The organism is Acidobacteriota bacterium, assembly GCA_030774055.1.
In the GTDB taxonomy this organism is placed as follows: domain Bacteria; phylum Acidobacteriota; class Terriglobia; order Terriglobales; family Acidobacteriaceae; genus JACPNR01.
Map to the genome: position 1 here is coordinate 1 of JALYLW010000130.1, position 23,011 is coordinate 23,011.

General features: G+C 63.6%; 27 protein-coding genes and 1 tRNA gene. 17 read left to right on the plus strand and 11 right to left on the minus strand.

Annotated elements, in window-relative coordinates; translation table 11 throughout:
- Positions 1-6: 6 nt before the first annotated feature.
- The 3 genes from miaB (at position 7) to M3P27_10895 (ending at position 2,273) form a co-directional block, all read left to right on the plus strand.
- Positions 7-1,335, plus strand: coding sequence for a tRNA (N6-isopentenyl adenosine(37)-C2)-methylthiotransferase MiaB (gene miaB / locus M3P27_10885; GenBank protein MDP9268812.1), 1,329 nt, complete (start codon positions 7-9; stop codon positions 1,333-1,335).
- A gap of 78 nt (positions 1,336-1,413) precedes the next feature.
- Positions 1,414-1,899: a bifunctional nuclease family protein gene (locus M3P27_10890; GenBank protein ID MDP9268813.1), complete on the plus strand. Its 486-nt coding sequence runs from the start codon at positions 1,414-1,416 to the stop codon at positions 1,897-1,899.
- A gap of 62 nt (positions 1,900-1,961) precedes the next feature.
- On the plus strand, positions 1,962-2,273 hold the full coding sequence (locus tag M3P27_10895) for a hypothetical protein (protein ID MDP9268814.1): 312 nt from the start codon (positions 1,962-1,964) through the stop codon (positions 2,271-2,273).
- A gap of 86 nt (positions 2,274-2,359) precedes the next feature.
- On the opposite strand, the gene truB is transcribed toward M3P27_10895, so the two are convergent.
- Positions 2,360-3,250 carry a tRNA pseudouridine(55) synthase TruB gene (truB, locus tag M3P27_10900; GenBank protein MDP9268815.1) on the minus strand — a complete coding sequence of 297 codons (891 nt, stop codon included), beginning with the start codon at positions 3,248-3,250 and terminating at the stop codon, positions 2,360-2,362.
- A 111-nt stretch (positions 3,251-3,361) separates the two neighbouring features.
- On the opposite strand from truB, the gene M3P27_10905 reads away from it, so the two are divergent.
- On the plus strand, positions 3,362-4,072 hold the full coding sequence (locus tag M3P27_10905; protein ID MDP9268816.1) for a rhomboid family intramembrane serine protease: 711 nt from the start codon (positions 3,362-3,364) through the stop codon (positions 4,070-4,072).
- A 13-nt stretch (positions 4,073-4,085) separates the two neighbouring features.
- Here M3P27_10905 and M3P27_10910 read toward each other — a convergent pair whose 3' ends face one another.
- Genes M3P27_10910 through M3P27_10935 form a run of 6 tightly spaced genes read right to left on the minus strand, consistent with a single transcriptional unit; the run spans position 4,086 to position 8,044 of the window.
- Positions 4,086-4,625, minus strand: coding sequence for a DinB family protein (locus tag M3P27_10910; protein MDP9268817.1), 540 nt, complete (start codon positions 4,623-4,625; stop codon positions 4,086-4,088).
- Positions 4,626-4,648: 23 nt separating this feature from the next.
- Positions 4,649-5,476: an SDR family oxidoreductase gene (locus tag M3P27_10915; protein ID MDP9268818.1), complete on the minus strand. Its 828-nt coding sequence runs from the start codon at positions 5,474-5,476 to the stop codon at positions 4,649-4,651.
- Between the two features lie 17 nt (positions 5,477-5,493).
- Positions 5,494-6,099, minus strand: coding sequence for a GTP cyclohydrolase I FolE (gene folE, locus M3P27_10920; GenBank protein MDP9268819.1), 606 nt, complete (start codon positions 6,097-6,099; stop codon positions 5,494-5,496).
- 7 nt (positions 6,100-6,106) lie between these two features.
- Positions 6,107-6,529, minus strand: coding sequence for a 6-carboxytetrahydropterin synthase (locus tag M3P27_10925; GenBank protein MDP9268820.1), 423 nt, complete (start codon positions 6,527-6,529; stop codon positions 6,107-6,109).
- 48 nt (positions 6,530-6,577) lie between these two features.
- Entirely contained in the window at positions 6,578-6,985 is a 408-nt protein-coding gene (locus tag M3P27_10930; protein ID MDP9268821.1) for a 6-carboxytetrahydropterin synthase, read from the minus strand.
- A gap of 12 nt (positions 6,986-6,997) precedes the next feature.
- The gene (locus tag M3P27_10935) at positions 6,998-8,044 is read right to left on the minus strand and encodes a glycosyltransferase family 2 protein (GenBank protein MDP9268822.1); all 1,047 of its coding nucleotides are present in this window, start codon (positions 8,042-8,044) and stop codon (positions 6,998-7,000) included.
- Between the two features lie 156 nt (positions 8,045-8,200).
- Between M3P27_10935 and M3P27_10940 the strand changes: the two genes are divergently transcribed.
- Positions 8,201-8,659, plus strand: coding sequence for a TlpA family protein disulfide reductase (locus M3P27_10940; GenBank protein MDP9268823.1), 459 nt, complete (start codon positions 8,201-8,203; stop codon positions 8,657-8,659).
- On the opposite strand, the gene M3P27_10945 is transcribed toward M3P27_10940, so the two are convergent.
- Both M3P27_10945 and M3P27_10950 read right to left on the minus strand, forming a co-directional pair.
- Complete coding sequence (locus tag M3P27_10945) at positions 8,619-11,018, minus strand: heavy metal translocating P-type ATPase (protein ID MDP9268824.1); 2,400 nt, start codon at positions 11,016-11,018, stop codon at positions 8,619-8,621. The genes M3P27_10940 and M3P27_10945 overlap by 41 nt on opposite strands.
- A gap of 23 nt (positions 11,019-11,041) precedes the next feature.
- The gene (locus M3P27_10950) at positions 11,042-11,347 is read right to left on the minus strand and encodes a metal-sensitive transcriptional regulator (GenBank protein ID MDP9268825.1); all 306 of its coding nucleotides are present in this window, start codon (positions 11,345-11,347) and stop codon (positions 11,042-11,044) included.
- Positions 11,348-11,451: 104 nt separating this feature from the next.
- On the opposite strand from M3P27_10950, the gene M3P27_10955 reads away from it, so the two are divergent.
- Together M3P27_10955 and M3P27_10960 are read left to right on the plus strand one after the other, a co-directional pair.
- The gene (locus M3P27_10955; protein MDP9268826.1) at positions 11,452-11,679 is read left to right on the plus strand and encodes a hypothetical protein; all 228 of its coding nucleotides are present in this window, start codon (positions 11,452-11,454) and stop codon (positions 11,677-11,679) included.
- 306 nt (positions 11,680-11,985) lie between these two features.
- A tRNA-Arg gene (locus tag M3P27_10960) sits at positions 11,986-12,061 on the plus strand.
- Positions 12,062-12,070: 9 nt separating this feature from the next.
- On the opposite strand, the gene M3P27_10965 is transcribed toward M3P27_10960, so the two are convergent.
- Entirely contained in the window at positions 12,071-13,246 is a 1,176-nt protein-coding gene (locus M3P27_10965) for a DUF1624 domain-containing protein (GenBank protein ID MDP9268827.1), read from the minus strand.
- Positions 13,247-13,392: 146 nt separating this feature from the next.
- Here M3P27_10965 and M3P27_10970 point away from each other — a divergent pair, with 146 nt between their 5' ends.
- From M3P27_10970 to rdgB, 3 genes are read left to right on the plus strand one after another with little or no spacing between them, the layout of a single operon-like run.
- Positions 13,393-15,093, plus strand: a complete 1,701-nt coding sequence (locus M3P27_10970; GenBank protein MDP9268828.1) for a cation:proton antiporter — start codon at positions 13,393-13,395, stop codon at positions 15,091-15,093.
- Positions 15,094-15,135: 42 nt separating this feature from the next.
- A complete protein-coding gene (locus tag M3P27_10975; GenBank protein ID MDP9268829.1) occupies positions 15,136-15,282 on the plus strand; it encodes a hypothetical protein in 147 nt (48 codons plus the stop codon).
- Position 15,283: 1 nt separating this feature from the next.
- Positions 15,284-15,952, plus strand: coding sequence for an RdgB/HAM1 family non-canonical purine NTP pyrophosphatase (rdgB, locus tag M3P27_10980; protein ID MDP9268830.1), 669 nt, complete (start codon positions 15,284-15,286; stop codon positions 15,950-15,952).
- Here the strand turns inward: rdgB and M3P27_10985 are convergent, their stop codons facing one another.
- Positions 15,953-16,492, minus strand: coding sequence for a hypothetical protein (locus M3P27_10985; GenBank protein MDP9268831.1), 540 nt, complete (start codon positions 16,490-16,492; stop codon positions 15,953-15,955).
- A 178-nt stretch (positions 16,493-16,670) separates the two neighbouring features.
- On the opposite strand from M3P27_10985, the gene M3P27_10990 reads away from it, so the two are divergent.
- From M3P27_10990 to M3P27_11020, 7 genes are all read left to right on the plus strand, one after another.
- Entirely contained in the window at positions 16,671-17,441 is a 771-nt protein-coding gene (locus M3P27_10990; protein ID MDP9268832.1) for a succinate dehydrogenase cytochrome b558 subunit, read from the plus strand.
- Positions 17,442-17,458: 17 nt separating this feature from the next.
- The gene (gene sdhA / locus M3P27_10995; protein ID MDP9268833.1) at positions 17,459-19,249 is read left to right on the plus strand and encodes a succinate dehydrogenase flavoprotein subunit; all 1,791 of its coding nucleotides are present in this window, start codon (positions 17,459-17,461) and stop codon (positions 19,247-19,249) included.
- Positions 19,249-19,404 carry a hypothetical protein gene (locus M3P27_11000; GenBank protein ID MDP9268834.1) on the plus strand — a complete coding sequence of 52 codons (156 nt, stop codon included), beginning with the start codon at positions 19,249-19,251 and terminating at the stop codon, positions 19,402-19,404. Before sdhA ends, M3P27_11000 begins: the two co-directional genes overlap by 1 nt.
- Before the next feature lie 71 nt (positions 19,405-19,475).
- On the plus strand, positions 19,476-20,225 hold the full coding sequence (gene sdhB, locus M3P27_11005) for a succinate dehydrogenase iron-sulfur subunit (GenBank protein MDP9268835.1): 750 nt from the start codon (positions 19,476-19,478) through the stop codon (positions 20,223-20,225).
- A gap of 113 nt (positions 20,226-20,338) precedes the next feature.
- Entirely contained in the window at positions 20,339-21,685 is a 1,347-nt protein-coding gene (locus M3P27_11010) for a dipeptidase (protein MDP9268836.1), read from the plus strand.
- A 179-nt stretch (positions 21,686-21,864) separates the two neighbouring features.
- Complete coding sequence (locus M3P27_11015) at positions 21,865-22,410, plus strand: peptidylprolyl isomerase (protein ID MDP9268837.1); 546 nt, start codon at positions 21,865-21,867, stop codon at positions 22,408-22,410.
- A gap of 71 nt (positions 22,411-22,481) precedes the next feature.
- Positions 22,482-23,009 (plus strand): peptidylprolyl isomerase, encoded by a 528-nt coding sequence (locus M3P27_11020; protein ID MDP9268838.1) that lies wholly within the window; start codon positions 22,482-22,484, stop codon positions 23,007-23,009.
- Positions 23,010-23,011 lie beyond the last annotated feature (2 nt).

Here is a 23,011-nt window from a genome sequence, read left to right on the forward strand (position 1 = left end):
ATACTGATGGGCATGTCCGCCGCCGACAAAACCTTCTACCTCGAGACGTTTGGCTGCCAGATGAACGTCCATGACTCCGAGAAAGTCATCGGCACGCTCGTCTCGCAAGGCTATCGCCAGGTCGAGGAAGAGACTGCCGCGGACCTCATCCTTTACAACACGTGCTCCATCCGCGATAAGGCCGAGCAAAAAGTCTTCCACCGCCTGCAGGACTACAAAAAGCTGGCCGCGCAAGGCAAGCGCTTCGGCGTGCTCGGCTGCGTGGCGCAGCAGGAAGGCGAGAAGATCTTCGAGCGCGCGCCCTACGTCTCGCTCGTCGCCGGCTCGGCCTCGTATCACAAGCTGCCCGAATTGCTGGTGCAGATCGAGGCAGGGAACCGCCGCGTCACCGGACTCGACGACCGCCAGACCGACCAGACCTTCGAGACCGAGTTCACCGCGCGCTCTAACCCGCATCGCGGATACATCACCATCATCGAAGGTTGCGACAAGTTCTGCGCCTATTGCGTCGTGCCCTACACGCGCGGCAAGGAGCGCAGCCGCACCTCGGACTCCGTGCTCGCCGAGGCGCGCGCGATGGCTGACCAGGGATACACCGATATCCAACTCCTCGGCCAGAACGTGAACTCGTATCGCGATCCGCTGGGCAAAAAGTCGTTCGCGGAACTGCTGACGGCCGTCGGGGAAGTCGTTGGCATCCGCCGCGTGCGCTTCACCACCTCGCATCCGCGCGATTTCAGCAAAGACATCGTCGACGCCATCGACGCCGTGCCTTCGCTCTGCGACCACGTCCACCTGCCGGTGCAGAGCGGGTCGTCCCGCGTCCTCAAAGCCATGCTGCGCGAGTACACGCGCGAGCAGTACCTCGAACGCGTTGCCTGGATGAAAGCCGCACGGCGGCCCATCTCCATGACCACCGACGTGATCGTCGGATTCCCCGGCGAGACCGCCGCGGACTTCGAGGAGTCGCTCGCGCTGCTTGAGCATGTGCAATACGACGGCGTCTTTGCCTTCAAGTACTCGCCCCGCCCGAACACGCCCGCCCTCCACCTCGCCGATCCGATCCCGGATGAGGAGAAGTCACAGCGCCTCCAGCTCTTGCAGGAGACCCAGCGTGAGATCCAGCGGGTTAACTACGCCAAGCATGTGGGGTGTACACTTGAAGTAATGGTTGAAGGGCTGAATACGCAGCGCGGCCAGGTCGTCGGACGCAGCTCGCAGAACAAGACGGTGAACTTTATCGCGAGGCATCCCATCGCCCCGGCGAACGGGTCGTATGTGAGCGTCGAGATCACGCAGAGTTTTCCCAACAGCTTGGTCGGCGTGATGGTCTAACTTGGTGGTGCACCCAGTCGCTTGCGCGCGGGGTTAGAATGAGCGGCAGGGAACGCCGCTGTGGGCCGAGGAGGGACTATGGAAGTCGAGATGAAGATACGCGGTCTGATGATGGACCCGGTCACCAACATGCCCATTGTCATCCTCAAAGACCCGGCCTCGGACTCGGTGCTGCCCATCTGGGTGGGCATCTATGAGGCCAACGCCATCGCCCTCGAGATCGAGAAGGTCGCAACGCCGCGTCCCATGACCCACGACCTCATCAAGAACCTGCTGCTTGGCTTGGACACACAGGTCCACAAGGTGGTGGTCAGCGAGCTGCGTGAGGATACGTTCTATGCCGTCATCTGGCTGGAGCGCGACGGCCACATCATCAGCGTGGATTCGCGCCCTTCGGACGCCCTCGCCGTCGCCCTGCGCCTCGATTGCCCAATCTTCGTCGACGACCAGGTGCTCAAGACCTCGAAGCTCGCCAGCGCCGTCAGTGACCGCATCTCGTCGGACGAGCTGCGCAAATGGCTCGAAGGCCTCAACGACGAAGACCTCGGCCGCTACAAGATGTAGCGTCATCCTGAGCGCGCCGCGAAGTGCGCAGGATCTCACCGCCGACGATCTCACAAGCCGCCATGCCCGATCCCGCCCACCAGCTCGCCGAACTCTACGCCGCCGGCTTCGACGTCCAGACCTTCGAGCGCTACCCGCGCGCAGTCGGCGTGCTCCGCGATGGCGCCATCGCCTTGGTCGAGCCCACGCCCGCCGGCCTCCGCATCATCGGCACACCCGGCTGGCGGATGGGGGAAGTCATGGGCGTCCTGGTCGAGAAGGATGGCGCCCAGGTCTTCCAAGCCAAGCAAGAGGTCGTGGAGGCCACGCCGGAAAGGGTAGCGGCGGTCGAACGCCTCAGGGCCGATCTAGCGGGAATAATGGCAAAGCCGTAGGCGAGGTGGCCGCGGATTCATTAGCCAGATTCAGTAGTTAACATAATATCTGTTATCGGACGTTGTATATCCCCATTAAGGATTGCCTAGGGGTTCCCGACTAAGACGATCTTCGGCTGAAACAGCGTCCCCGCCACCCGCGCCACGATGGCGATTAGTTCCCTCTGACCCGCGAACACCTTCACCAGTCCGGCACACGACGTCTCGGGCAGGTTGACCGCCATGCCATGCCGGATGCGCGCCGCCGTTTCCTCGTCGGCGGTGACCGCCGGCATTGCCGGCAGGATCTCCCGCGGATGGACGAAGAGCGCGGCCAGCTCCGCCGTTCCCGCCGTCGCCGATTCCTGAAGCTTCTCCAGGGTGTGCGCCTGCCCTAACCCGAACTCAGCAACGGACACCCGCCGCAAGCTCGCCAGGTGCGCTCCTATCCCCAGCACCTGGCCTAGGTCATGGGCGATGGACCGCAGGTATGTACCGCTGCTCACGTGCGCCCGGAAGGCGGCATCCTTGCCAGTCAACGTCACGATCACGAGTTCCTTGACCTCGACCTCGACCGGCTCGAGCGTCACTTCCTTGTTCTTGCGCGCCAGTTTGTACGCCGGTACGCCGCCGATCTTCTTCGCCGAGAACGGCGGCGGCGTCTGCTGGATCTGGCCGGTGAACCGCTTCGCCATCTCGCGCAGCCGGTCCACCGTCACGTTGACCGGTTGTGGCGTGCCCGCCGGCTCGCCTTCGGCGTCATAGGTGTCGGTCGCAAAGCCAAAGCGGATCGTCCCCTCGTAGCGCTTGTCGGACTTCAGATAGAACTGCGCCAGCCGCGTCATGTTGCCGAGGACGAGCGGCAGCACGCCCGTCGCCATGGGATCGAGCGTCCCCAGGTGCCCGACCGACCGTTCGCCCACGATCTTGCGCACACGATAGACCACATCGTGCGAGGTCATGCCCGCCGGCTTGTCGATCACCAGGACGCCGTTCACGTTCATCCGCTCCCTTCTGCTATCGTGGACGCTGCCTCGCTCCCCGGTCAACCCTTCTTGCTCCCGTGCGACGCGGCGGTGCGCAGGTGCATCGAATCCCCCGACTCTTTCATGATCCCTCTACGCGACGACGCGCCGCGCTCCACCGTGCCCTTCGTCACCTATTTCCTCGTCGCCATGAACCTCATCGTCTTCCTCTTCGAGGTCTCGCTGCCGCCGGGGCCGCGGATGGAGCTGGTCTACGAGTTCGGCGTCGTCCCCTCGCACATCACTTCGCTGGTCCACGGCGTGGACATGACCGGCGCCGGCTGGCTCAATTTCCTGCCCATACTTACTTCCATGTTTCTGCACGCATCCTGGCTGCACGTCATCGCCAACATGTGGTTCCTCTGGATCTTTGGGGACAACATCGAAGACCACCTCGGCCACCTGCGCTACTTCATCCTTTATCTGGTCTGCGGTATCGCCGCCTCGGGGGCGCACATCCTCTTCAACCTCGGGTCCGACATTCCCAGCGTCGGCGCCAGCGGAGCCATCGCCGGAGTCATGGGCGCGTACTTCGTCCTCTTCCCTTCCGCGCGCGTACTCACGCTCGTGCCGTTCTTCTTCCTCTACCTTACGTGGCTGCCGGCGTGGCTCATCCTCGGCTACTGGTTCGTGCTGCAATTCCTCAGCGGCGCCGCCACCTCGATCACGCCTGCGGGACAAAGCTCCGGCGGCGTCGCCTTCTGGGCGCACGTCGGAGGATTCCTCACCGGCGTCGCGCTCATCAAGATCTTTCCGCAGCGCGCCCGCCGCTATACCTACGCTAATTGGGAGTGAGTTGGTCGCGAGCCTAAGAGCTGTGGCCTTGGCACTGCAGTACTCCAAGGTATGCACTCCACGGGCCCACGGCTTCGCGATATTGATGGGCCATGACCCGGGAGAGCTGGTGAAGATGGGTCAAGTCGTGGGCCGCCCAGGTCGCCAGCAACTCGGAGAGAGTGACCACGCCCAGCGCAGGATGCCGTCCACGCCGCTCGAGGTCTTCTGGCCGCAGATTCAATGCGCGCAGCTCGTTCAGGTTTTGCGAGCGCAACCGGGCGAACTCATCCAACAACTCGTTCAGCGACCTGCTTTGGCTCTCGCGCATCTGTGCCAACCGATCGAAGGGCTCGAACGCTTTGGTGTCGCCGGACTGAAGCACCATCCTCACCCGCGGTATCCAATCAGTGCGTTCCCCATGAATCAGATGACCGACGATATCGAACGCGCTCCACGTCTCGTTGCCTTCATTTCGAGACGTCCACTTCTCCGGTAGATCGCGGAGCAGCGCATTGAGTGCCACGGGAGTGCGCACCAGCAGCGCTATCGTGTCCTGCAAGTCATGTCCCATAGGTACCTCGATGCGTGGTGGGTTTACAGCACGCCACTGGTCGGCATGATTCGTATCTCCTCGGCGGTGCTGTCCGCGGGGAGCCGCAGTGCGGTGATGAGCATGGCGGCAACCGTCTCCGGCGCCAACATCTTCTCGCGCGGCGCGTCGGGGAAAAACTGGTCCCAGATGTCCGTGTCCACCGCGCCCGGCACGAGCGCGATCACGCGGATGCCGCGGTCCTTCACCTCCAGCCGCAACGCTTTGGTGAAGCCCAACGCGCCATGCTTCGAGGCGGCGTAGGCCGCCATGTTGGGGAAAACCACCTCCGCCATGATGGAAAGATTGTTCACGATGGTGCCGCCCGCTTTCATCAGCGGCAGCGCGGCGCGCGCACACAGAAACGTCCCGGTAAGGTTGGTGTCGATCGTCTTACGCCAGACGTCGAGGTGCGTCTCCGCGATGCTCGCGCCCGGCGCAATGCCCGCGTTGTTCACCAGGATGTCGACGCGCCCAAAGCGCCGCCGCACCTCCTCAAATAGCGAGATCACGGATATTTCCTCGGTCACGTCGCCCTCGACCGGCAGCACCGGATTGCCATATTTCGAGAGCACCGTGGTGGCGTGGCGCAGCGCGGCGCGGTCGCGCCCAAAGAGGATGACCTTGCAGCCCTCGGCCGCAAGCGCTTCGGAGATCGCCAATCCGATGCCCTTGCTTCCGCCGGTGACGACGGCGACTTGCCCTTGCAGCGCTGGCCCGCCGGAAAGCACGAAACGCCCACCGCGCGGCTTGCGCGGCTTCTCTGCGCCGGCGGAGGGCGGAGCCGGCATCGGCGACTTTGTGGACGTCTTCGCGGTGAGCTTCTTAGCCATGTTTGGCGAGGTTGCGTCTAGCTCCCGTTACCGTTCCTGCCGCGGATGAGCGCGAGGAACTCGGCGCGCGTTTCCTGGCAGTCGCGGAACAACCCGAGCATGGACGACGTGACCGCCGCCGAATGTTGCTTCTCCACCCCGCGCATCATCATGCACAGGTGGCGCGCCTCGATCACCACGCCCACGCCTTGCGGCTGGATCGCCTCCATGATGGTCTCGGCGATCTGCGTGGTCAGGCGCTCTTGTATCTGCAACCGGCGCGCAAACACATCGATCAGCCGCGGAACCTTGCTCAAGCCGATCACTTTGCCGTTGGGCACGTAGGCCACGTGTACCTTGCCGTAGAACGGCAGCACGTGGTGCTCGCAGAGGCTGAACATCTCGACGTCCTTTACGATGACCATCTCATCGTAGTTCTCGCTGAAGAGCGCGTTGTTCAGGATCTCCTTCGGATCTTCCTGATAGCCCTTGGTCAGATATTGCAGCGCCTTGGCCATGCGCTCGGGCGTGCGCACCAGCCCTTCGCGTTCGGGATCTTCGCCCAGGCGCACGAGCAGTTCGCGCGTAAGCTCTTCAAAGCTCGCGCTGGTCAGCGATAAAGGTTCGGTCTTCTGCGCTCCCATCAGACTCTCAGTTCCCTTCCGCGGCATATTCGAACGAATTCAGCATAGTCTCTTCCAACCGCACTTTCTCCACTCGCGCCGGCTTGAATCCTTTCTCCAGCAGGTCGTAGATCACGATGCACAGGTTCTCGGTGGTCGGGACCCTCGGTACCACCCCGCCAAAGTCGCCCAGCGTGTTCAAGTTCGTGTGCCCGAATTTCTCGAGTACGTGCCCCTCGACGAATCCGTCAAGCTCCACCAGGTCGCACACCATCCCGGTCGCGGCATCCACGGCGCCGCTCACCGTCACCTCGAGGGCGTAGTTGTGGCCGTGTCCGTACGGATTGTTGCACTTGCCATACACCCGGCGGTTCTCTTCCTCCGACATCGCCTCCGAATGCAGACGGTGCGAGGCCGAGAACCAATAGCGTCTTGTCAGGTGCGCCTTCATATTCCTTCGGTCTTCGGTCAATCGCCCCGCCTTTAATCCCCCAGCCGTTCAATCCCCAAAGACGTCAACAAACAGGTCCGGCGTCTCGTAGACGCGCACCCGATGCAGCCGCGCCACGCTCAGCTTGCCTTCCAGCCTTTTCCAGATCGCGATGGCCAGATTCTCCGTGGTCGGGATCGCCGTCTTGAACTCTGCCACCTCCTTATTAAGGAAGCGATGGTCCATCGCGTCGATCACCTCGCGGTTCATCGTTTCTTTCAGGTCCTTCAGGTCCACCACGAACCCTGACCGCCCATCCACCTCGCCCTTCACCGTGACCTCGAGCGTGTAGTTGTGCCCATGGCCGTTCGGGTTATTGCATTTGCCGAAGACGCGCCGGTTCTCCTCGGGCGAGAAAGCGTCGTTGTGGTAGTAGTGCGAAGCGCTGAACTCTGCCTTGCGCGTGAGGTAGACCATCGCCATCTCTGCTCAGCCCTCCACCGGCTGCTTGACCGCGTATTCGCGGCCCTTCCACGTCACGCTCTTGCGCACCTTGTAATGGATGTGCGAGCGCAGCAGAAGAAGCGAGAATACCGGCAGGCCAAACAACGCCAGCAGGTTCGACGCCCATCCGAAATGCGCTCTGCGGATGCGCGTGAAGAAGAACGAGTAGAACATGATGGCCACCACGGCCAGCAGCGCCGCCGGCGCCACGCGTCCGCGCTGAAGTTCGAACGCTGCCACCGCCGCGCTTCCCACCATCAGCGCAAACTCGGCAAGCCGCAGCAGCGCGAGCGAAACCGTCGCGGGAAACAACAGCGCAAGATTCTTTGTCCAGCCCTCGCAGAGCTGCGGAAAGCTCCGATACATCCACGTGCGGACGGCGTCGCCGCCAAAGCGGAATGTGATAGCGCGGCCGCTCTTCTTCATCGCGCGCGCCAGCTCCACGTCTTCGAGCAGGCTGGTCGCGACCGCAGCGTGTCCGCCGATGGCGAAGTAGGCCTCGCGCTCGATCAGGAGGTATTGTCCGTTGGCTGCGGCCGCCGCGCTCGCCGGGTCGCTCACCTCCTGCGGACGATAGCTTGCAGCCAGCTCGGCGAAGATCACGGGCATGACCGCACGCTCCCAGAATCCGCGGACCTCCTGCTCGGGCGAATACGAGAGCAACGCGACACGCTTGGCCTTCGCCTCGGCGACCGCCAAGACCAGTGAGCCGGGTGCGTGGACGGTGTCGGCGTCAGTGAACAGCAGCCACGCGCCGCGGGCCTGCTGCGCCGCCGTCCACAGCGCGTTCGACTTCCCTCCCCAGCCTTCGCCGCGGAAGCCAGCGTCGATCACGTGCACGCCGCCAAAGGCAGCGGCAAGCTCGCGCGTCCGGTCGGTCGAACCGTCATCCACCAAAATAATTTCTTTCGAAACCCCTTCTTGAGTCACCAAGGACGCCAGGCATGCCCCGATACAGGCCTCCTCATTGCGCGCCGGGACAATGACGGAGACCGAGACCTCCGGCGACTTGTGCGGCGTCAGCAAACCCATGGGTTGCAAACCTAGGGGTGCCGTCGAGCTGTTCAAGCTGTGGCTCATGTTCGCGAAGCAGGAAGCAGTTATTATAGCGGCGTGAGGCGTCTCCTCTGTCTTCTCGCATTGCTCCCCTTGGTCACCGCCTGTGATCGCGGTGAGCATCCTAAATTCGTGAACCGCCAAGCGCCCGATTTCACCGTGCAAGATGGTGACCGGCGCGTCGCGCTCAGCAGCCTGCGCGGCAAGGTCGTCGTGCTTAATTTCTGGGCGACGTGGTGCCCGCCCTGCGTCGACGAAGTCCCTTCGCTGGTAAAGATGCAACAGCAGTTGCGCGACCAGGTCACCGTCTTCACCGTCAGCGTGGACGAAGACGAGGCCATCTACCGCAAATTCCTGCATGACTACGGCGCCGAAGGGCTGCTCGCGGTACGCGAGCCCTCGCGCAAGAGCGCGGAACTTTATGGCGCCACCGGCTTTCCCGAGACCTACATCATCGACCGCAACGGCATCGTCCAGCGCAAGCTCGTCGGCCCCGTCGACTGGACTGACCCTGAGATGATCACCTACTTGCGCCAGGTCACCGCCGGCGCTACAACTGCGCCCGCCGCAGGCGCAGCGAGTTCCCGATAACCGAGACCGAACTCAGGCTCATCGCCGCCGCAGCCAGCATCGGATTCAGCAATCCCGCCCTCCCCAGCAGCGGATACAACACTCCCGCCGCCACCGGCACGCCCAGCGCGTTGTAGACGAAGGCGAAGAACAGGTTTTGCCGGATGTTGCGCATCGTCACCTTGCTCAGCCGCCGCGCCCGCACGATGCCCCGCAAGTCGCCCTTCACCAGTGTGATGCCGCCACTCTCCATCGCCACGTCGGTTCCGGTGCCCATCGCGATCCCCACGTCGGCCTGCGCGAGCGCCGGCGCGTCGTTGATGCCATCGCCCGCCATCGCGACCACGTGTCCCTCGGCCTGAAACTCCTTGATGACTTTGAGTTTGTCCGCCGGCAGGACCTCCGCGCGGAATTCCGTGATGCCAAGCTCGCGGGCCACCGCTTCCGCCGTCGCGCGGCTGTCGCCGGTCAACATCACCACGCGCACGCCTTCTTCGGCGAGCAAGCGCAACGCTTCTTCCGTCGACGCCTTGATCGGATCAGCGACCGCGAGCAGCCCGGCGGCCCTTCCCTCCACCGCGACGAACATCACCGTCGCCGTCGGGCTTTCCCGACGCAGCTCTTCAGCCCGCTGCTCCAGTTCCGCAGAGCTGAGTCGCAACTCTTCGAGCAGCGCCCGGTTTCCTACGGCGACGTCTCTGCCGTCCACGCGCCCGAGCACGCCCTTGCCGGTAAGCGAGCGGAAATCGCTCGCGCCGGTAAGCCGCAGGCCGCGCTCTTCCGCGCCCCGCGCGATCGCCGCGGCCAACGGATGCTCGCTCGCCCGTTCCAGGCCCGCCGCCAGCCGCAGCAATTCGCTCTCGCTCAGCGTCCCGAGCGTGACCACGCCGGTTAGCTTCGGCTTGCCTTCGGTGAGCGTGCCTGTCTTATCGAGCACGAGCACGTCCACCTTCTCCATGGTCTCGAGCGCTTCGGCGTTGCGGATGAGCACGCCGGCATGCGCGCCGCGTCCCGTCGCCACCATGATCGCCATCGGCGTGGCGAGGCCAAGCGCACACGGGCAGGCGATGATCAGCACCGCCACCGCGCTCACCATGGCGTGCGCGAAGCGCGGCTGCGGACCCCACTGCATCCACGCCGCGAACGCGACCACCGCGATGGCAATCACCGCTGGCACGAAGTAGCCGGAGACTTTGTCTGCCAGACCTTGGATGGGCGCGCGGCTGCGCTGTGCTTCACCTACCATGCGGACGATCTGCGCCAGCAGCGTCTCGGAGCCCACGCGCTCGGCGCGGATCACCAGCGAACCGGTGCCGTTGACCGTCGCTCCGATCACACGCGCGCCGGCGGTCTTCTCCACCGGCACCGCTTCGCCCGTCACCATGGACTCATCCACCGCGCTCGCGCCTTCGAGCACCACGCCGTCCACCGGAATCTTTTCCCCCGGACGCGCGCGCAACTTGTCGCCTGCTTGCACCTGCTCGAGCGGGACCGTTTCTTCCGCGCCGTCCGGCCGGATGCGCACCGCCATCTTCGGCGAGAGGTCGAGCAGCGCGCGGATGGCGCTCCCCGTCTGCGAACGGGCGCGCAGTTCGAGCACCTGTCCCAACAGGACGAGCACGGTGATCGCCGCCGCGACCTCGTAATAGACGTCGGGCTGCCCCATCGCACCGCGCATCGTCGCCGGGAATATCTGCGGAGCGAGCGTCGCTACCAGGCTGTACCCGTAGGCCACGGACACACCCATCCCGATCAGCGTGAACATGTTCAGGTGTCGGGTGCGCAGCGAAGCGACGGCGCGCTCGAAGAACGGCCATCCGCCCCATAGCACCGGAACGCTCGCGAGCGCGAACTGGATCCAGGCCAGCGTGCGCGCGCCGAGAGAATGTTGCAGTGGCATGCCCGGCAGCAGGTCAGCCATCGCGATGGCGAGCAGCGGTACGGTGAATGCGACCGACACCCAGAAGCGCCGCGTCATGTTCCGCAACTCGCTATCGTCGACCGCGTGACCGGTCACGGTGCGCGGCTCGAGGGCCATGCCGCAGATCGGGCAACTTCCCGGCCCGCTGCGCACGATCTCCGGATGCATCGGACACGTGTACTCGGTGGCCGCTGCCGCGGGCACTGGCTGAGTGACCTGTGCAGGCTTCGATGCTGTCGGCAAGCCGAGCGGCTTTGGTGCGGCAGCAGCAGCCTTCGACTGCAGATCCTTTTCCGGATCTGCCTTGAACTTCTCCAAGCAGCCCGGGCTACAGAAGTAGTACGTCTTGCCGAGATGTTCGGCAACTCTTGCCGGCGACGCCGCGCGCGCACGTTCAGGGTCCACCGTCATCCCGCAGACGGGATCGATCACTGCTCTGTTTTCCGTCTCGTTCGGCATGGGTTCCTTAAAAGAACGCGCCTTCAGCGGATGTGCTTGTACATCAGCTCCAGTAGCTCGTCATGCATGGCATTGGCCTGTGCCCGATCGCCTTTCGCCATCGCATCGTGCGCGCAGTGGCGCAGGTGGTTGCGCATCAGCTCGCGACCGACCGCACGCAAGGCTGCTTGCACCGACGACAGCTGCACCAGGATGTCGGCACAGTAGCGGTCATCTGCCACCATCTTTTCCAGGCCGCGTACCTGACCCTCGATCCGGCGCAGGCGTTTCAGGTTCGCCGCCTTGATCGCAGGATCGATGCCCGCAGCTTTCCGTTTTGGCTTCATCATCCTTCCACCCTACATACCCCCTAGGGGTATATGTCAAGTTGGATGGCGGCACGGGATGGCAGGATTCTTTTTCCGCCGCGACCGGCAGGATATAGTGGGGAGCGATGACCGCCCTGGATGTTTGTTACCGCTATGACACGCCGCCCGGCGAGCGCGAGCTCCGAGCCATCAACGCCGTGCGCGAGGTCTACGGCATCCGCCGCCTCGGCTTCGACGAGCGCAACCGTACTGTCACCGTCGAGTACGACGCCACCCGCCTCAACGACGCTGACGTCGCTTCCCTGTTGCGCGGCGCCGGGCTCGACCTCAAGGAAAAGATCAAGCTCGTCTGAACCCTCATCCTCCCCGGATCCAGAGACTCAGGGTAAAAGTTGCTTGCGGCAGGAAAATCCTGCCCGGAGATTCCGACCTTACATGCACTAACTGACTTGTTTTCAACGGGGCGTGCGTGGCCACAGAGCTGCTCTGTACCTCAGCAGACGAAGTGGCGCGTAAAGCGGACGCTCTCGAAGATAAACTTCGGCCAGAGGTTTTCTGGAGCGTCCGTTTTACTTTTCTGCAGCCGCTGGCCCACCCCGCGCCCTCGCGCGAATCCAGACCACTCTGATAAACTGGCTTACCTGCCGCTTTTAGTTAGCGCGCCCATAGCTCAATGGATAGAGCATTCGGCTACGAACCGAAAGGTTAGAGGTTCGACTCCTCTTGGGCGCGCCATTCTCTTCCCTACTGGCTCGCCCCCGCGCTCGCTGCTTTGCGTGCGAACAGCTTTCCCACCAGCGTCCGGACATCGAGTTTGCTGTCCTTCATCCGCGTGCGTGCGATCGACAGCAGCAGCATCGAGAGCGTGATGATGGCGAGGCCCGCCGAGGCGCCTGCTAGGCTCTGCTGTCCCTTCTTCATGATGGAGAAACGTCCGTAGACGAACTCGATGTGTACCCAATAGACAAGCAGCGACGTTTGCCCCAACTGCACCAGCGGACTGAATCCCCACTGTCCCGCGCCCCAGCGGCACCACGCATAGGCGGCGAGCACGATGACCATCAGCATGCCCACGCGGATGAGGAAAAAGTTTGGGCTGGTGCGCCAGAAGTCGTAGACGGCGTAGAGCTGCCACGGACTATGGTCGAACCAGCGGCCGAGCAGGATGAGCGCGCCGCCCGTCGCGCCGACCAGCGCCACCGCTGCCGCTAGCTTTGATTTTGCCCACTCGCTTTGCAGGACGAACCCGCACGCCAGCCCGGCGAAGGCGAACGCCGTCCACGGGAATATCGGGAAAAGCCACGCTTGGGGTTCGCCCAGGTTGTGGCAGCCGTCGATGAAAGTCTCGAGCCACCACGGCATCCACCACATGAGCGCCGACGAGCGCCACGTCGTCCAGACCAGCGGGGTGACCATCGCGATGGCGAGCGCTGCCGCGCCCGAAGCTACGATGCCGCGCTTCCGCGCCGCTAACGGATCCGCCGCCGACGTCGGCGTCATCGACGTAACCCAGCACAACACACCCATCAGCATCATCGAGATGCCGATGTTGTTGAGCACGTCCATGCGGAGAAGGTCGGTCCACGGCGCCCACGGGAAACTGAGCATGTATTCCTGCAGGCGAAAGAGCAAACCCAGTCCGTAGATCTCCGCGCCGCGCCGGATGGTCGTCTTCGCCACCTCGGCGGGCAGCGCTCCCTTGGAGCGCAGCTTGTCAGTCACCAGCGCGAACGAGATGCCGGCAAGGAACAAGAAGAGCGGAGCGGGAAAAGTGCCCAGCAGTTGCGACCACATGAAGAACGTGGTCTTGCGCGCCTCGGGGCTCAGCCAAGCATCGTAGGCGTGCGTCTGGAACATGAGGACGCACGCGAGACCGCGCATCCAGTCGATGTAGGCAAGGCGCTGCTGTGGGCCGGGCATGAGGTTTGCAGATAGGCTTACGGAGAACGACGGCAGAGTCTCACATCAGGGCGCGGAGCCGCAATCGTTTTACGGTTTCAGTGGATCACGATCTACCAACGTTGACCCCTGCCGCGGTTCACAGTACGCTGGGCCCTCTCCGCCGCATGGATACTCACTACCTCTTTCGCGATCTCGCCTACGTCTTCATCGCCGCCATCGTCGGCGGAGGCCTCGCCTGGCGCCTGCGCCAACCCCTGATCCTCGGCTACGTGCTCGCCGGCATCGCGCTCAGCCCGCTCACTCCCGGCCCTTCCGTGCACGACGTCAGCGCACTCGAAGCCTTCGCCGAGCTCGGCGTCATCTTCCTGATGTTCTCCGTCGGCATCGAGTTCTCCATAAAAGATCTGCTCCAGGTGAAGTGGGTCGCGCTCATCGGCGGTCCCATCGGCATCGTGCTTGCCATCGCCATGGGCGTTGGCGCGGGCAAGCTGCTGGGATGGCCGATGGCGACGAGCCTCGTCATCGGCGCCGTCATCTCCGTCACCAGCACCATGGTGCTCATGCGCCTGCTCATGGACCGTGGCGAAGTGCAGACCGAGCATGGCCGCGTCACCATCGCCATCACGCTGGTCGAGGACCTCGCGGCGGTCGTGCTCATCGTGCTCATCCCGACCTTCAAGTCGCCCGACCTGCAATCGCTCCAGCACCTCGCCCACGAGCTGGGGAAGGCTGCGCTCGTCCTGGTGCCGGCATTCTTTCTCGCCGCTAAAGTCATCCCGCCCATCATGCGACGCGTCGCTCGGACGCAGGATACCGAACTCTTCTTTGTCGTGGTCATCGCCATCTGCTTCGGTGGCGCCGCGCTTACCCAGGCCATGGGACTCTCCCTCGCGCTCGGCGCCTTCATCGGCGGCCTGCTCATCAGCGGCTCGGAGTACGCGCACCAGAGTCTTACGCAGCTCTTCCCCTTGCGCGACATGTTCGTGGCACTTTTCTTTGTGACCATCGGCCTCTTGATGGACCCGCAGTCCGTCTTCGCCAGCGCCGCACTCATGGAGATGGTGCTGGCGATGGTCGCGCTCATCATCGTGGGCAAGTTCCTGCTCTGGCTCGCCATCGTCAAACTCTTCCGCTATCCCATCTGGACTGCGCTCCTGGTCGCCGTCGGACTCACCCAGATCGGCGAGTTCTCTTACGTCTTCGTGCAGGTCGCGCGCGGCGCGCAGGTCGTGGGCGACGACGTTTACAACGCCACGCTGGCGGCTTCGCTCGTCACCATCCTCATCAACGCCGCGCTGGTGAAGTTTGCGCCCGCCTGGGCGGCCCGGCTGCGGACCTCGAAGAAGGTCGCCCCGGTGGAGGAGAGCGACCCAGTCGTCGCACAGCTCTCCGGACATGTGCTCATCTGCGGCTACACCGAAGTCGGCGAAATGGCGGCCAAGGCCTTCGAGCAGTTCGGCATCAAGTATGGCGTCATCGATCTCGATCCCGAACACATCCGCACCCTGCGCCAGCGCGGCGTGCCCTGCATCTTCGGGGACGCCACCCAGCCCCGCATCCTCGAACACGCCCACACCGCCTCTGCGGCGGCCGTGATGATCGCGGTGGTGCAGCCCAGCCGCGCCGAGGCCATCATCCAGCAGGTGCGCAAGCTGAACCAGCGCGCGCCGGTGCTCGTCCGTGCCCACCGCCAGCGCGACTACGAATTCTTCCTCAACGCCGGCGCCACCATCGTGGTACAGCCCGAGATGGAAGCCGCTGCCACCCTGGTGCGCGATGCCCTCAGCCTGCTCAAGCAGCCTGAACAGAAAACCTCCGCCTACCTCGCCGCGCTGCGCAAGGAACCGGCACATGGCGGCGCCTGAGCGGAGGCTTGCTGAAGGAGAGGCTGGTGTACGAGAAAAGCGATGCAGAAGAAGATCTTCTGGCTCACGCTCGCCGTGCTCTCCCTGATCGCCGATGCCGCGCTCGGTTTGTGGTGGGGACTGCTCGCCACTATCCCCCTCACGGTCGCCAGCTGGTGGATCGCCTACCGCAGCGGCTGGTTTGAGTGAGATGGTTCAAACGCCCCGCATCTACCTCGCGACTTCGAACTCCGGCAAGCTGCGTGACTTCGCCGGCGCGGCCGCCATCTTCGGGATAGAAGTCGCCGCGCTTCCCGGCTTCGCCTCGCTGCCGCCGGTCGAGGAGACCGGAGCGACCTTCGAAGCGAACGCCCGCAAGAAAGCCGAGGAGTACAGCCGCAGCCTGAAGGACGCCGCCGCCATCGTCCTGGCGGACGATTCCGGCCTCGAAGTAGACGCGCTCGGTGGCGCCCCTGGCGTCACCTCCGCGCGCTACGCCACGCTGGGGAGCGACTCTGCCGCCGCCGATGCCGCCGCTACGAACTCCGGCGACGCCGACAATAACGCTCGCCTGCTGCGCGAACTGAAAGCCACTCCCGAGGAACAACGTCGCGCGTGCTTCGTCTGCGTCATCGCCGCCGCTCGCGGCGGCGGTGTGCTCGCCACCTTCCGCGGCGAAGCCGAGGGCAGCATCCTCCCCGCCGCGCGTGGGACGCGCGGCTTTGGTTACGACCCGCTGTTCTACTCCGACCGGCTGAAGAAGACCTTCGCGGAACTCTCGCCCGAAGAAAAGGCCGCGGTAAGCCACCGCGGCCTCGCCTTCTCGAAGTTCCTTGCCTGGTACCGCCAGCAAGCCCGCCGGCAGGCGCCGGCGCTGTGATTACTTGAATATCTTCCCCAGCGCGGTCGCGATCGTCACCAGTTTCTGCAGGTCGACGGGCGAGAAATCTGGACCAGCAGCCGGTGCGCTCAATCCTTTGCGCGAGATCTGGATCACGCCCACCACGCCGGCCGCCGTCACCACCGGCACCGACATCAGTTTCTGGATCACGTGCGCGTGCTTATCGACCTTCTCGCCCGGCACCGCGCCTTTCGGTTTGCTGCCCAGGTCGACCGATTCGAACACGCTGGCGTGCTTGGTCTGGGCGAAGTTGTTGATGATCTCGGCGCGCTTCGTCGTTGCCGTGCGTCCCGCGATCGACGACGACGAATTGATCGGGATGCTGCCCACGTGCCCCAGCTTCGTCGGATAGGCGAACATCAGGCTTAGCTTGTCCACCTTCAGCACCGCGACCTCGTCGGGTTGCACGTTGAACGTCTTCGCCAGCTCGGCGCCGATCTTGTCCGCGTTCTTCGGGGCAAGTCCTTCCGCTTCGCATTCGTTGGCAAGCTGGGCAAAAGCCAATACCGGTGTGGCCATCAGTGGGTCTCCTGCGCTGGGAAGCTGTCGCCGGTCATTATATCCAGCAGCTTCCGCCGCACAAGCGCTGCCGCCCAAAATCGCCCGCTCGGGCGATCTTCTTGACGCGATGTGAAGCTAGCTCTGATAATGCAAGGTTCCACGGCGAGCGCCCGAATCTCAAGGAGAGCACCTCGCAATGGCTTCTCGAGTAAGCCCCCAGCCGGAGACGCACACCGTTCGTCCCGGCGTGGCGCCGCTCCGCGCCGGCCAGGGACATTCCTTCCTGCTCCGCCGCCTGCATTCCATCAGTGGCATCATTCCCGTCGGCGCCTTCCTGGTCGAGCACATCCTGGTTTCGAACGCCACCGCTCTGAACGGCCCGGAAGCTTACGCCAACCAGGTCAAGTTCCTCGGCTCACTTCCCCTCGTCCTCTTCCTGGAAGCGTTCGGCATCTGGCTACCCATCCTCTTCCACGCGCTTTTCGGTTTCTACATCTGGTATCGCGGCGAGTCCAACGTGGCCGCGTATCCGTGGCAGGGCAACTGGATGTACACCGTGCAGCGCTGGACAGGCGTGATCGCCTTCGCCTACATCGGTTGGCACGTGTGGCATCTGCGCTTTGCCGGCATCGACCTGCACGCGCATCCCGGCGCTTCCTTTGGCAAGGTGCAGAGCGAATTGGTCATTGCGTGGCAACTGGCGTTCTACCTCGTGGGACTGCTCGCCGCCTCCTGGCACTTTGCCTACGGCATCTGGTTGTTCTGCGCGAAGTGGGGCATCACCGTCGGCGACCAAGCGCGCCGCCGCTTCCTGGTGGTCTGCATGATCATCTTCCTGACCATCAGCGGCGTGGGCATGCTGAGCATTCGCAGCTTCCTCACCACGCCGCGGCAGCCCGCCGACGAGAGTGCGGACGACTTGCGTACCAAACCTGCTCCCGCCACCCAACCAGTGGATAAGAGATGAGAGAGACGAGATAACGAATGTCAGCTGCGCCGAAAGTCATCGTAGTGGGAGGCGGATTGGCCGGCTTGGCTGCCGTCATCAAGATCGCCGAGGCCGGCGGTCACGTCGACCTCTTCTCCATCGTCCCGGTCAAGCGCTCGCACTCGGTGTGCGCGCAGGGCGGCATCAACGCCGCGAAGAACCTCAAGGGTGAGGGAGATTCCACCTGGAAGCATTTTGACGACACCATCTATGGTGGCGATTTCCTCGCCAACCAGCCTCCGGTCAAAGAGATGTGCGAGGCCGCGCCCGCCATCATCGACCTGCTCGATCGCATGGGCGTTACGTTCAATCGCACTCCCGAGGGCCTGCTCGACTTCCGCCGCTTCGGCGGCACGCTCTACCACCGCACTGCTTTCGCCGGCGCTACCACCGGACAGCAGTTGCTCTACGCCCTCGATGAGCAGGTCCGCCGCCACGAGAGCGAGGGCCGGGTGCGGAAGTTCGAGCATTGGGAGTTTCTCTCCGCTGTGCTCGACGACGAAAAAGTCTGCCGCGGCATCTGCGCCATGGATCTTCGCACCATGGAGGTCCGCACCTTCCCCGCCGACGCGATCCTCATCTGCACCGGCGGCATCGGCGCCATCTTCGGCAAGTCGACCAACTCCGTGGTCTGCACCGGCTCGGCGCAGTCCGCGCTTTATCAGCAGGGCTGCTACTACGCCAACGGGGAATTCATCCAGGTGCATCCCACCTCGATCCCCGGGGAAGATAAGTTGCGGCTGATGTCAGAATCTGCACGCGGCGAAGGTGGACGCGTCTGGGTGCCGAAAAAGTTGGGCGACAAGCGCGATCCACTCTCCATCCCGGCAAATGACCGCTGGTACTTCCTCGAGGAGTGGTATCCCAAGTACGGAAACCTGGTGCCGCGCGACGTAGCCACGCGTGCCATCCATAAGGTCGTCTACGAGTACAACCTCGGCATCGACGGACAGCCCATGGTCTACCTCGACCTCACCCACATCGACCGCGCCATCCTCGATAAGAAACTCGAGGGCATCCTCGAGATCTACGAGAAGTTCGTGGGCGACGATCCGCGCAAGGTCCCGATGAAGATCTTCCCCGGCATGCACTACACCATGGGCGGGGTGTGGGTGGATTTCAAGCAGCACACCAACATCCCCGGCATCCTCGCGGCCGGTGAGTGCGAGTACCAGTATCACGGCGCCAACCGCCTGGGCGCGAACTCGCTGGTCTCATGCATCTGGGGAGGCTTCGTCGGCGGGCCCGAAGCGGTGAAGTATGCCAAGGGACTGAAGAAGCGTTACGAAGAAGTCTCCAGCACCGTCTACGAAGCGGAGAAGAAGCGCCAGGAAGAGATCAACGCGCGCCTCATGTCGTCGGATGGCTCGGAGAACCCGTTCCGCATCTGGCGCGAGATGGGCGAACTCATGACCAAGGACTGCACGGTCATCCGCTACAACAAGAACATCCGCGCGGCAGACGCCAAGCTGGTCGAATTGATCGAGCGCTTCCGCCACATCAACCTCAGTGACCGGACGATGTGGGCGAACACCACCATCGCCTTCGCGCGCCAGCTCTATAACATGCTGCAACTCGCGCGCGTGGTCGCGCAGGGCGCGGCGATGCGCGATGAATCGCGCGGTGCGCATTACAAACCCGACTTCCCGGAGCGCGACGACAAGAATTGGCTGAAGACCACCAAAGCTACCTTTGCGCCCGATGCCGACGAGCCCAAGTTTGAATTCGAACAGGTGGATATCTCATTGCTCCCACCACGACCGAGACGCTACGACATGGCAACCTGATGAACGCCTGGCGAATACTATTCATCGTGGTCGGCGTCGTCATCCTGGCGGTGATGGCCTATGCGCATGACGTGATACCCGGCCTGGAACTGTTGCTCGGTATCCTGGTGGGGGCATTACTCTTGGTGGCAGGACTTCGAGGACGAGTGTTCTGAAAGGGTGAGCGCGGAGCGGAGCCCGCCGCGGCGGGCGACGCGAGTGGCGTTGCGGCGACCCTGGAGAAAAAATGGCAGACAAGACGATCCGACTGAAGATCAAGCGTCAGCCCAACCCCGACGTCGCCGCCTATTGGGAAGATTTCGAGCTGCCTTGGCGTCCCAACATGAACGTGATCTCCGTCCTCATGGAGATCGCCATGGCGCCGAAGACAAAGGACGGCAAGGCGACCACGCCCATCACTTACGACTCCAACTGCCTGGAAGAGGTTTGCGGCTCTTGCGCCATGCTCATCAACGGCAGGGCGCGGATGGCATGCTCCGCGCTCATCGACAACCTCGACCAGCCGGTCCAGCTCGAGCCGCTCTCCAAGTTCCCTATCGTGCGCGATCTCGCGGTCGAACGCCTGGTGCTGTTCGAGAACTTGAAGCGCGTAAAAGCCTGGATCCCCATCGATGGCACCTACGACCTCGGGCCCGGACCGCGGCAGTCGGAGGCGCAGCAGGCGGAAGAATATCCTTATTCGCGCTGCATCTCGTGCACCTGCTGCATGGAGGTCTGCCCGCAGTTCAACGAGCACACCGGCTTCGTCGGCGCGGCGACCATCGCGCAGGTGCAGCTCTTCAACCTCAACCCGACCGGACAGACGCAGGCGCCGGAGCGTTTGCGCGCGCTGATGGGCGATGGCGGCATCCACGAGTGTGGATACGCCCAGAATTGCGTGGAGATCTGCCCCAAGGACATCCCGCTGACCAAGGCCATCGCCAACGTCGGCCGCGCTGTCGTCGGCCAGGCCATCAAGGATTTCTTTACCACGTAAGCTTTCGTAAGGACCTGCCATCCCGAGCGAGTGCGAGCCGAGCCCCAGGCGAGCGAGCGCGAGGCGAGGGACCAGGCCTTGCGATTTGAATGCGGCTTAGCCACCGAGGTCCGATGCGTAGACTTCTGCTACTCTCGACTGCCCTGCTGCTGAGTTCGGCCTGCATGGCACAAGCCACCCCCCAACCCGCTTCCAAGAAGAAGTCTGCCAGGGCCGACGCTGCCGCCGTCCACGCCTCGGCCATCGTCATCGACACGCACGCCGACACGCCGCAGCGCTTGCTCGACGAACCTTTCGACCTCGCCACGAACACGCCGGTCAGCGAAGGCCATCTCGATTTCGGCAAAGCCAAGGCCGGCAACCTGGGCGCGGAGTTCTTTTCCATCTGGGTCGAGCCCGAAGCCAACAAAGGTCACTACGCCAAGCGCGCGCTCGACCTCATCGACAGCGTCTACCAGCAAGCGGAGAAACATCCTGACCAGATGGTGATGGCCTTCAGCGCGGCCGACATCGTCAAAGCCCGCACCGGCCCCAAGAAGAAGTTCGCCGCGCTGATGGGCCTCGAGGGCGGACACGCCATCGAGGATTCCCTGCCCGTGCTGCGCGATTTCTATCGCCTCGGCGTCCGCTACATGACGCTGACTTGGTCGAATACCAACGAGTGGGCCGACTCTTCCGGCGACGTCACTGACGAAAAGGTCCAGCACCACAACGGCCTCACGCCCTTCGGCAAGCAGGTCGTCCGCGAGATGAACCAGTTGGGCATGATGGTGGACGTCTCGCACGTCTCCGACAAGACGTTCTTCGATACCATGCTCATCAGCCGCGCCCCCGTCATTGCGTCGCACTCGTCCTCGCGCTCGCTCACCAACCACCCGCGCAACATGACCGACGATATGCTGCGCGCCGTGGCGCGCAACGGCGGCGTAGTGATGGTTAATTTCTTCCCCGCCTTTATCGACGAGGATTTCCGCAAGGCCTTCGCCGCGCAGACCAAAGACCGTAACGCCGCCATCGACACGGCCGAGAAGGCGTACGCGCAGCAGCATCCCGGCGCGCAGGTGCCGTGGATGATCGCCGACCGCGTGGGCAAGCAGTGGGCGGCGAAGATCCCGCGCCCGCCGCTCAAGTCGCTCATTGACCACATCGACCACATCGCCAAGGTCGCCGGCGTGGACCACGCCGGCCTGGGCTCGGATTTCGATGGCGTCCCTTGCCTGCCCGCCGGCATCGATAGCGCCGCTGACCTCCCCAAGATCACCGCCGCGCTCATGCAGCGGGGCTATTCCGCTGCCGACATGAAGAAGATCCTCGGCGAGAACCTGCTGCGTGTCTTCCGCGAGGTCGAGCGCACGTCGAAAACGATCCACCAGGAAGAGGCCAGCGGCTTCCATCGCGATCCCGCGCTCGAGGACCAGGGAAAGCCCGCTGCGCAAAAGCCATCCCAACCAAAGAAATAGGAGAACTCCCGATGCGTCGAGTCGTACTCTCGTTTCTCATCTGCGCGCTGACCTTGCCGCTCGCTGCCCAGACTTCCTCCCAGCCAGCCGCGGGCAGAGAATCGCCTGCGAAGCCCGCCGCCAAACCAGCTGGCCGCCCCACCGCCGTCTTCAACACCACCGCCGGCAAGCTCACCTGCGTGCTCTTCCCCGACAAGGCGCCCAAGACGGTCGCCAACTTCGTCGGCCTCGCGCAAGGCACCAAGGACTGGAAGAATCCCATGACCGGCACCGCCAAGCACGGCGTGCCCCTTTATACCGGGACCATCTTCCACCGCGTGATCCCCAACTTCATGATCCAGGGCGGCGATCCCATCGGCAACGGCACCGGCTCACCCGGCTACACCTTCGAAGACGAGTTCACGCCCACGCTCAAGTTCGACCGACCCGGCCGCCTCGCCATGGCGAACTCCGGACCGAACACCAACGGCTCGCAGTTCTTCATCACCGAGGTCCCCACACCGCACCTCAACATGAAGCACACCATCTTCGGACAGTGCGACACCGCCAGCGTCGCTCTGGTCAAGAAGATCGCCCGCATGCCCAACGACGCGCGCACCAATCGTCCGTTCGATCCGGTGAAGATCACGAGCATCACCATCACCGGCATGGGTGCGGCATCGAAGCCCGCGGCCAAACCGGCAGCAAAACCGGCCCCCGCGAAAAAGCCGGCTACCAAGAAATAGCACGGTGGAGACGGCGCTCGCACCGTCTCACCCAACACATCAACTATCCGCCGTAAACGAAAGAGGAAACGATGGCTCGCCAGCCCGGTACGTACGCGACACTCGACACCACCGAAGGCAAGATCGTCTGCCGCCTGTTCGATGGTGATGCGCCCATCACGGTGAAGAACTTCACCGACCTTGCCGAGGGCAAGCGCGAATGGACGCATCCTGTCACCCGCGCGAAATCCAAAGACAAACTCTACGACGGCTCCATCTTCCACCGCGTCATCCCTGATTTCATGATCCAGGGTGGCGACCCGGCCGGCACCGGCTTCGGTGGTCCCGGCTACCAGTTCGGCGACGAGACCACGGGCTCGCCCCACAAGTTCGATAAGCCCGGCAAGCTGGCCATGGCCAACGCCGGTCCCGGCACCAACGGCTCGCAGTTCTTCATCACCGTGGCGCCCACCGCCTGGCTCACCGGCAAGCACACCATCTTCGGCGAGGTGGTCGAAGGCATGGAGTTGGTCACCAAGATCTCGAAAGCCAAGACCGTCGCCAACGACAAGCCGGCCAAGGAGATCAAAGTCAACTCCGTCACCATCGACCGCGAGTAAAG

Coding starts and splice junctions, on each gene's coding strand:
- M3P27_10985 (MDP9268831.1), bottom strand. CDS start 16,492: ATGGCCACACCGGTATTGGCTTTTGCCCAGCTTGCCAACGAATGCGAA.
- M3P27_10975 (MDP9268829.1), top strand. CDS start 15,136: ATGCAGAAGAAGATCTTCTGGCTCACGCTCGCCGTGCTCTCCCTGATC.
- M3P27_10910 (MDP9268817.1), bottom strand. CDS start 4,625: ATGGGACATGACTTGCAGGACACGATAGCGCTGCTGGTGCGCACTCCC.
- M3P27_10915 (MDP9268818.1), bottom strand. CDS start 5,476: ATGGCTAAGAAGCTCACCGCGAAGACGTCCACAAAGTCGCCGATGCCG.
- M3P27_10925 (MDP9268820.1), bottom strand. CDS start 6,529: ATGAAGGCGCACCTGACAAGACGCTATTGGTTCTCGGCCTCGCACCGT.
- M3P27_10890 (MDP9268813.1), top strand. CDS start 1,414: ATGGAAGTCGAGATGAAGATACGCGGTCTGATGATGGACCCGGTCACC.
- M3P27_11000 (MDP9268834.1), top strand. CDS start 19,249: ATGAACGCCTGGCGAATACTATTCATCGTGGTCGGCGTCGTCATCCTG.
- M3P27_10895 (MDP9268814.1), top strand. CDS start 1,962: ATGCCCGATCCCGCCCACCAGCTCGCCGAACTCTACGCCGCCGGCTTC.
- miaB (MDP9268812.1), top strand. CDS start 7: ATGGGCATGTCCGCCGCCGACAAAACCTTCTACCTCGAGACGTTTGGC.
- M3P27_10970 (MDP9268828.1), top strand. CDS start 13,393: ATGGATACTCACTACCTCTTTCGCGATCTCGCCTACGTCTTCATCGCC.
- M3P27_10905 (MDP9268816.1), top strand. CDS start 3,362: ATGATCCCTCTACGCGACGACGCGCCGCGCTCCACCGTGCCCTTCGTC.
- M3P27_11010 (MDP9268836.1), top strand. CDS start 20,339: ATGCGTAGACTTCTGCTACTCTCGACTGCCCTGCTGCTGAGTTCGGCC.
- M3P27_10950 (MDP9268825.1), bottom strand. CDS start 11,347: ATGATGAAGCCAAAACGGAAAGCTGCGGGCATCGATCCTGCGATCAAG.
- M3P27_10955 (MDP9268826.1), top strand. CDS start 11,452: ATGACCGCCCTGGATGTTTGTTACCGCTATGACACGCCGCCCGGCGAG.
- M3P27_10945 (MDP9268824.1), bottom strand. CDS start 11,018: ATGCCGAACGAGACGGAAAACAGAGCAGTGATCGATCCCGTCTGCGGG.
- M3P27_10990 (MDP9268832.1), top strand. CDS start 16,671: ATGGCTTCTCGAGTAAGCCCCCAGCCGGAGACGCACACCGTTCGTCCC.
- sdhB (MDP9268835.1), top strand. CDS start 19,476: ATGGCAGACAAGACGATCCGACTGAAGATCAAGCGTCAGCCCAACCCC.
- M3P27_10935 (MDP9268822.1), bottom strand. CDS start 8,044: ATGGGTTTGCTGACGCCGCACAAGTCGCCGGAGGTCTCGGTCTCCGTC.
- M3P27_10965 (MDP9268827.1), bottom strand. CDS start 13,246: ATGCCCGGCCCACAGCAGCGCCTTGCCTACATCGACTGGATGCGCGGT.
- M3P27_11020 (MDP9268838.1), top strand. CDS start 22,482: ATGGCTCGCCAGCCCGGTACGTACGCGACACTCGACACCACCGAAGGC.
- sdhA (MDP9268833.1), top strand. CDS start 17,459: ATGTCAGCTGCGCCGAAAGTCATCGTAGTGGGAGGCGGATTGGCCGGC.
- folE (MDP9268819.1), bottom strand. CDS start 6,099: ATGGGAGCGCAGAAGACCGAACCTTTATCGCTGACCAGCGCGAGCTTT.
- M3P27_10930 (MDP9268821.1), bottom strand. CDS start 6,985: ATGGTCTACCTCACGCGCAAGGCAGAGTTCAGCGCTTCGCACTACTAC.
- rdgB (MDP9268830.1), top strand. CDS start 15,284: ATGGTTCAAACGCCCCGCATCTACCTCGCGACTTCGAACTCCGGCAAG.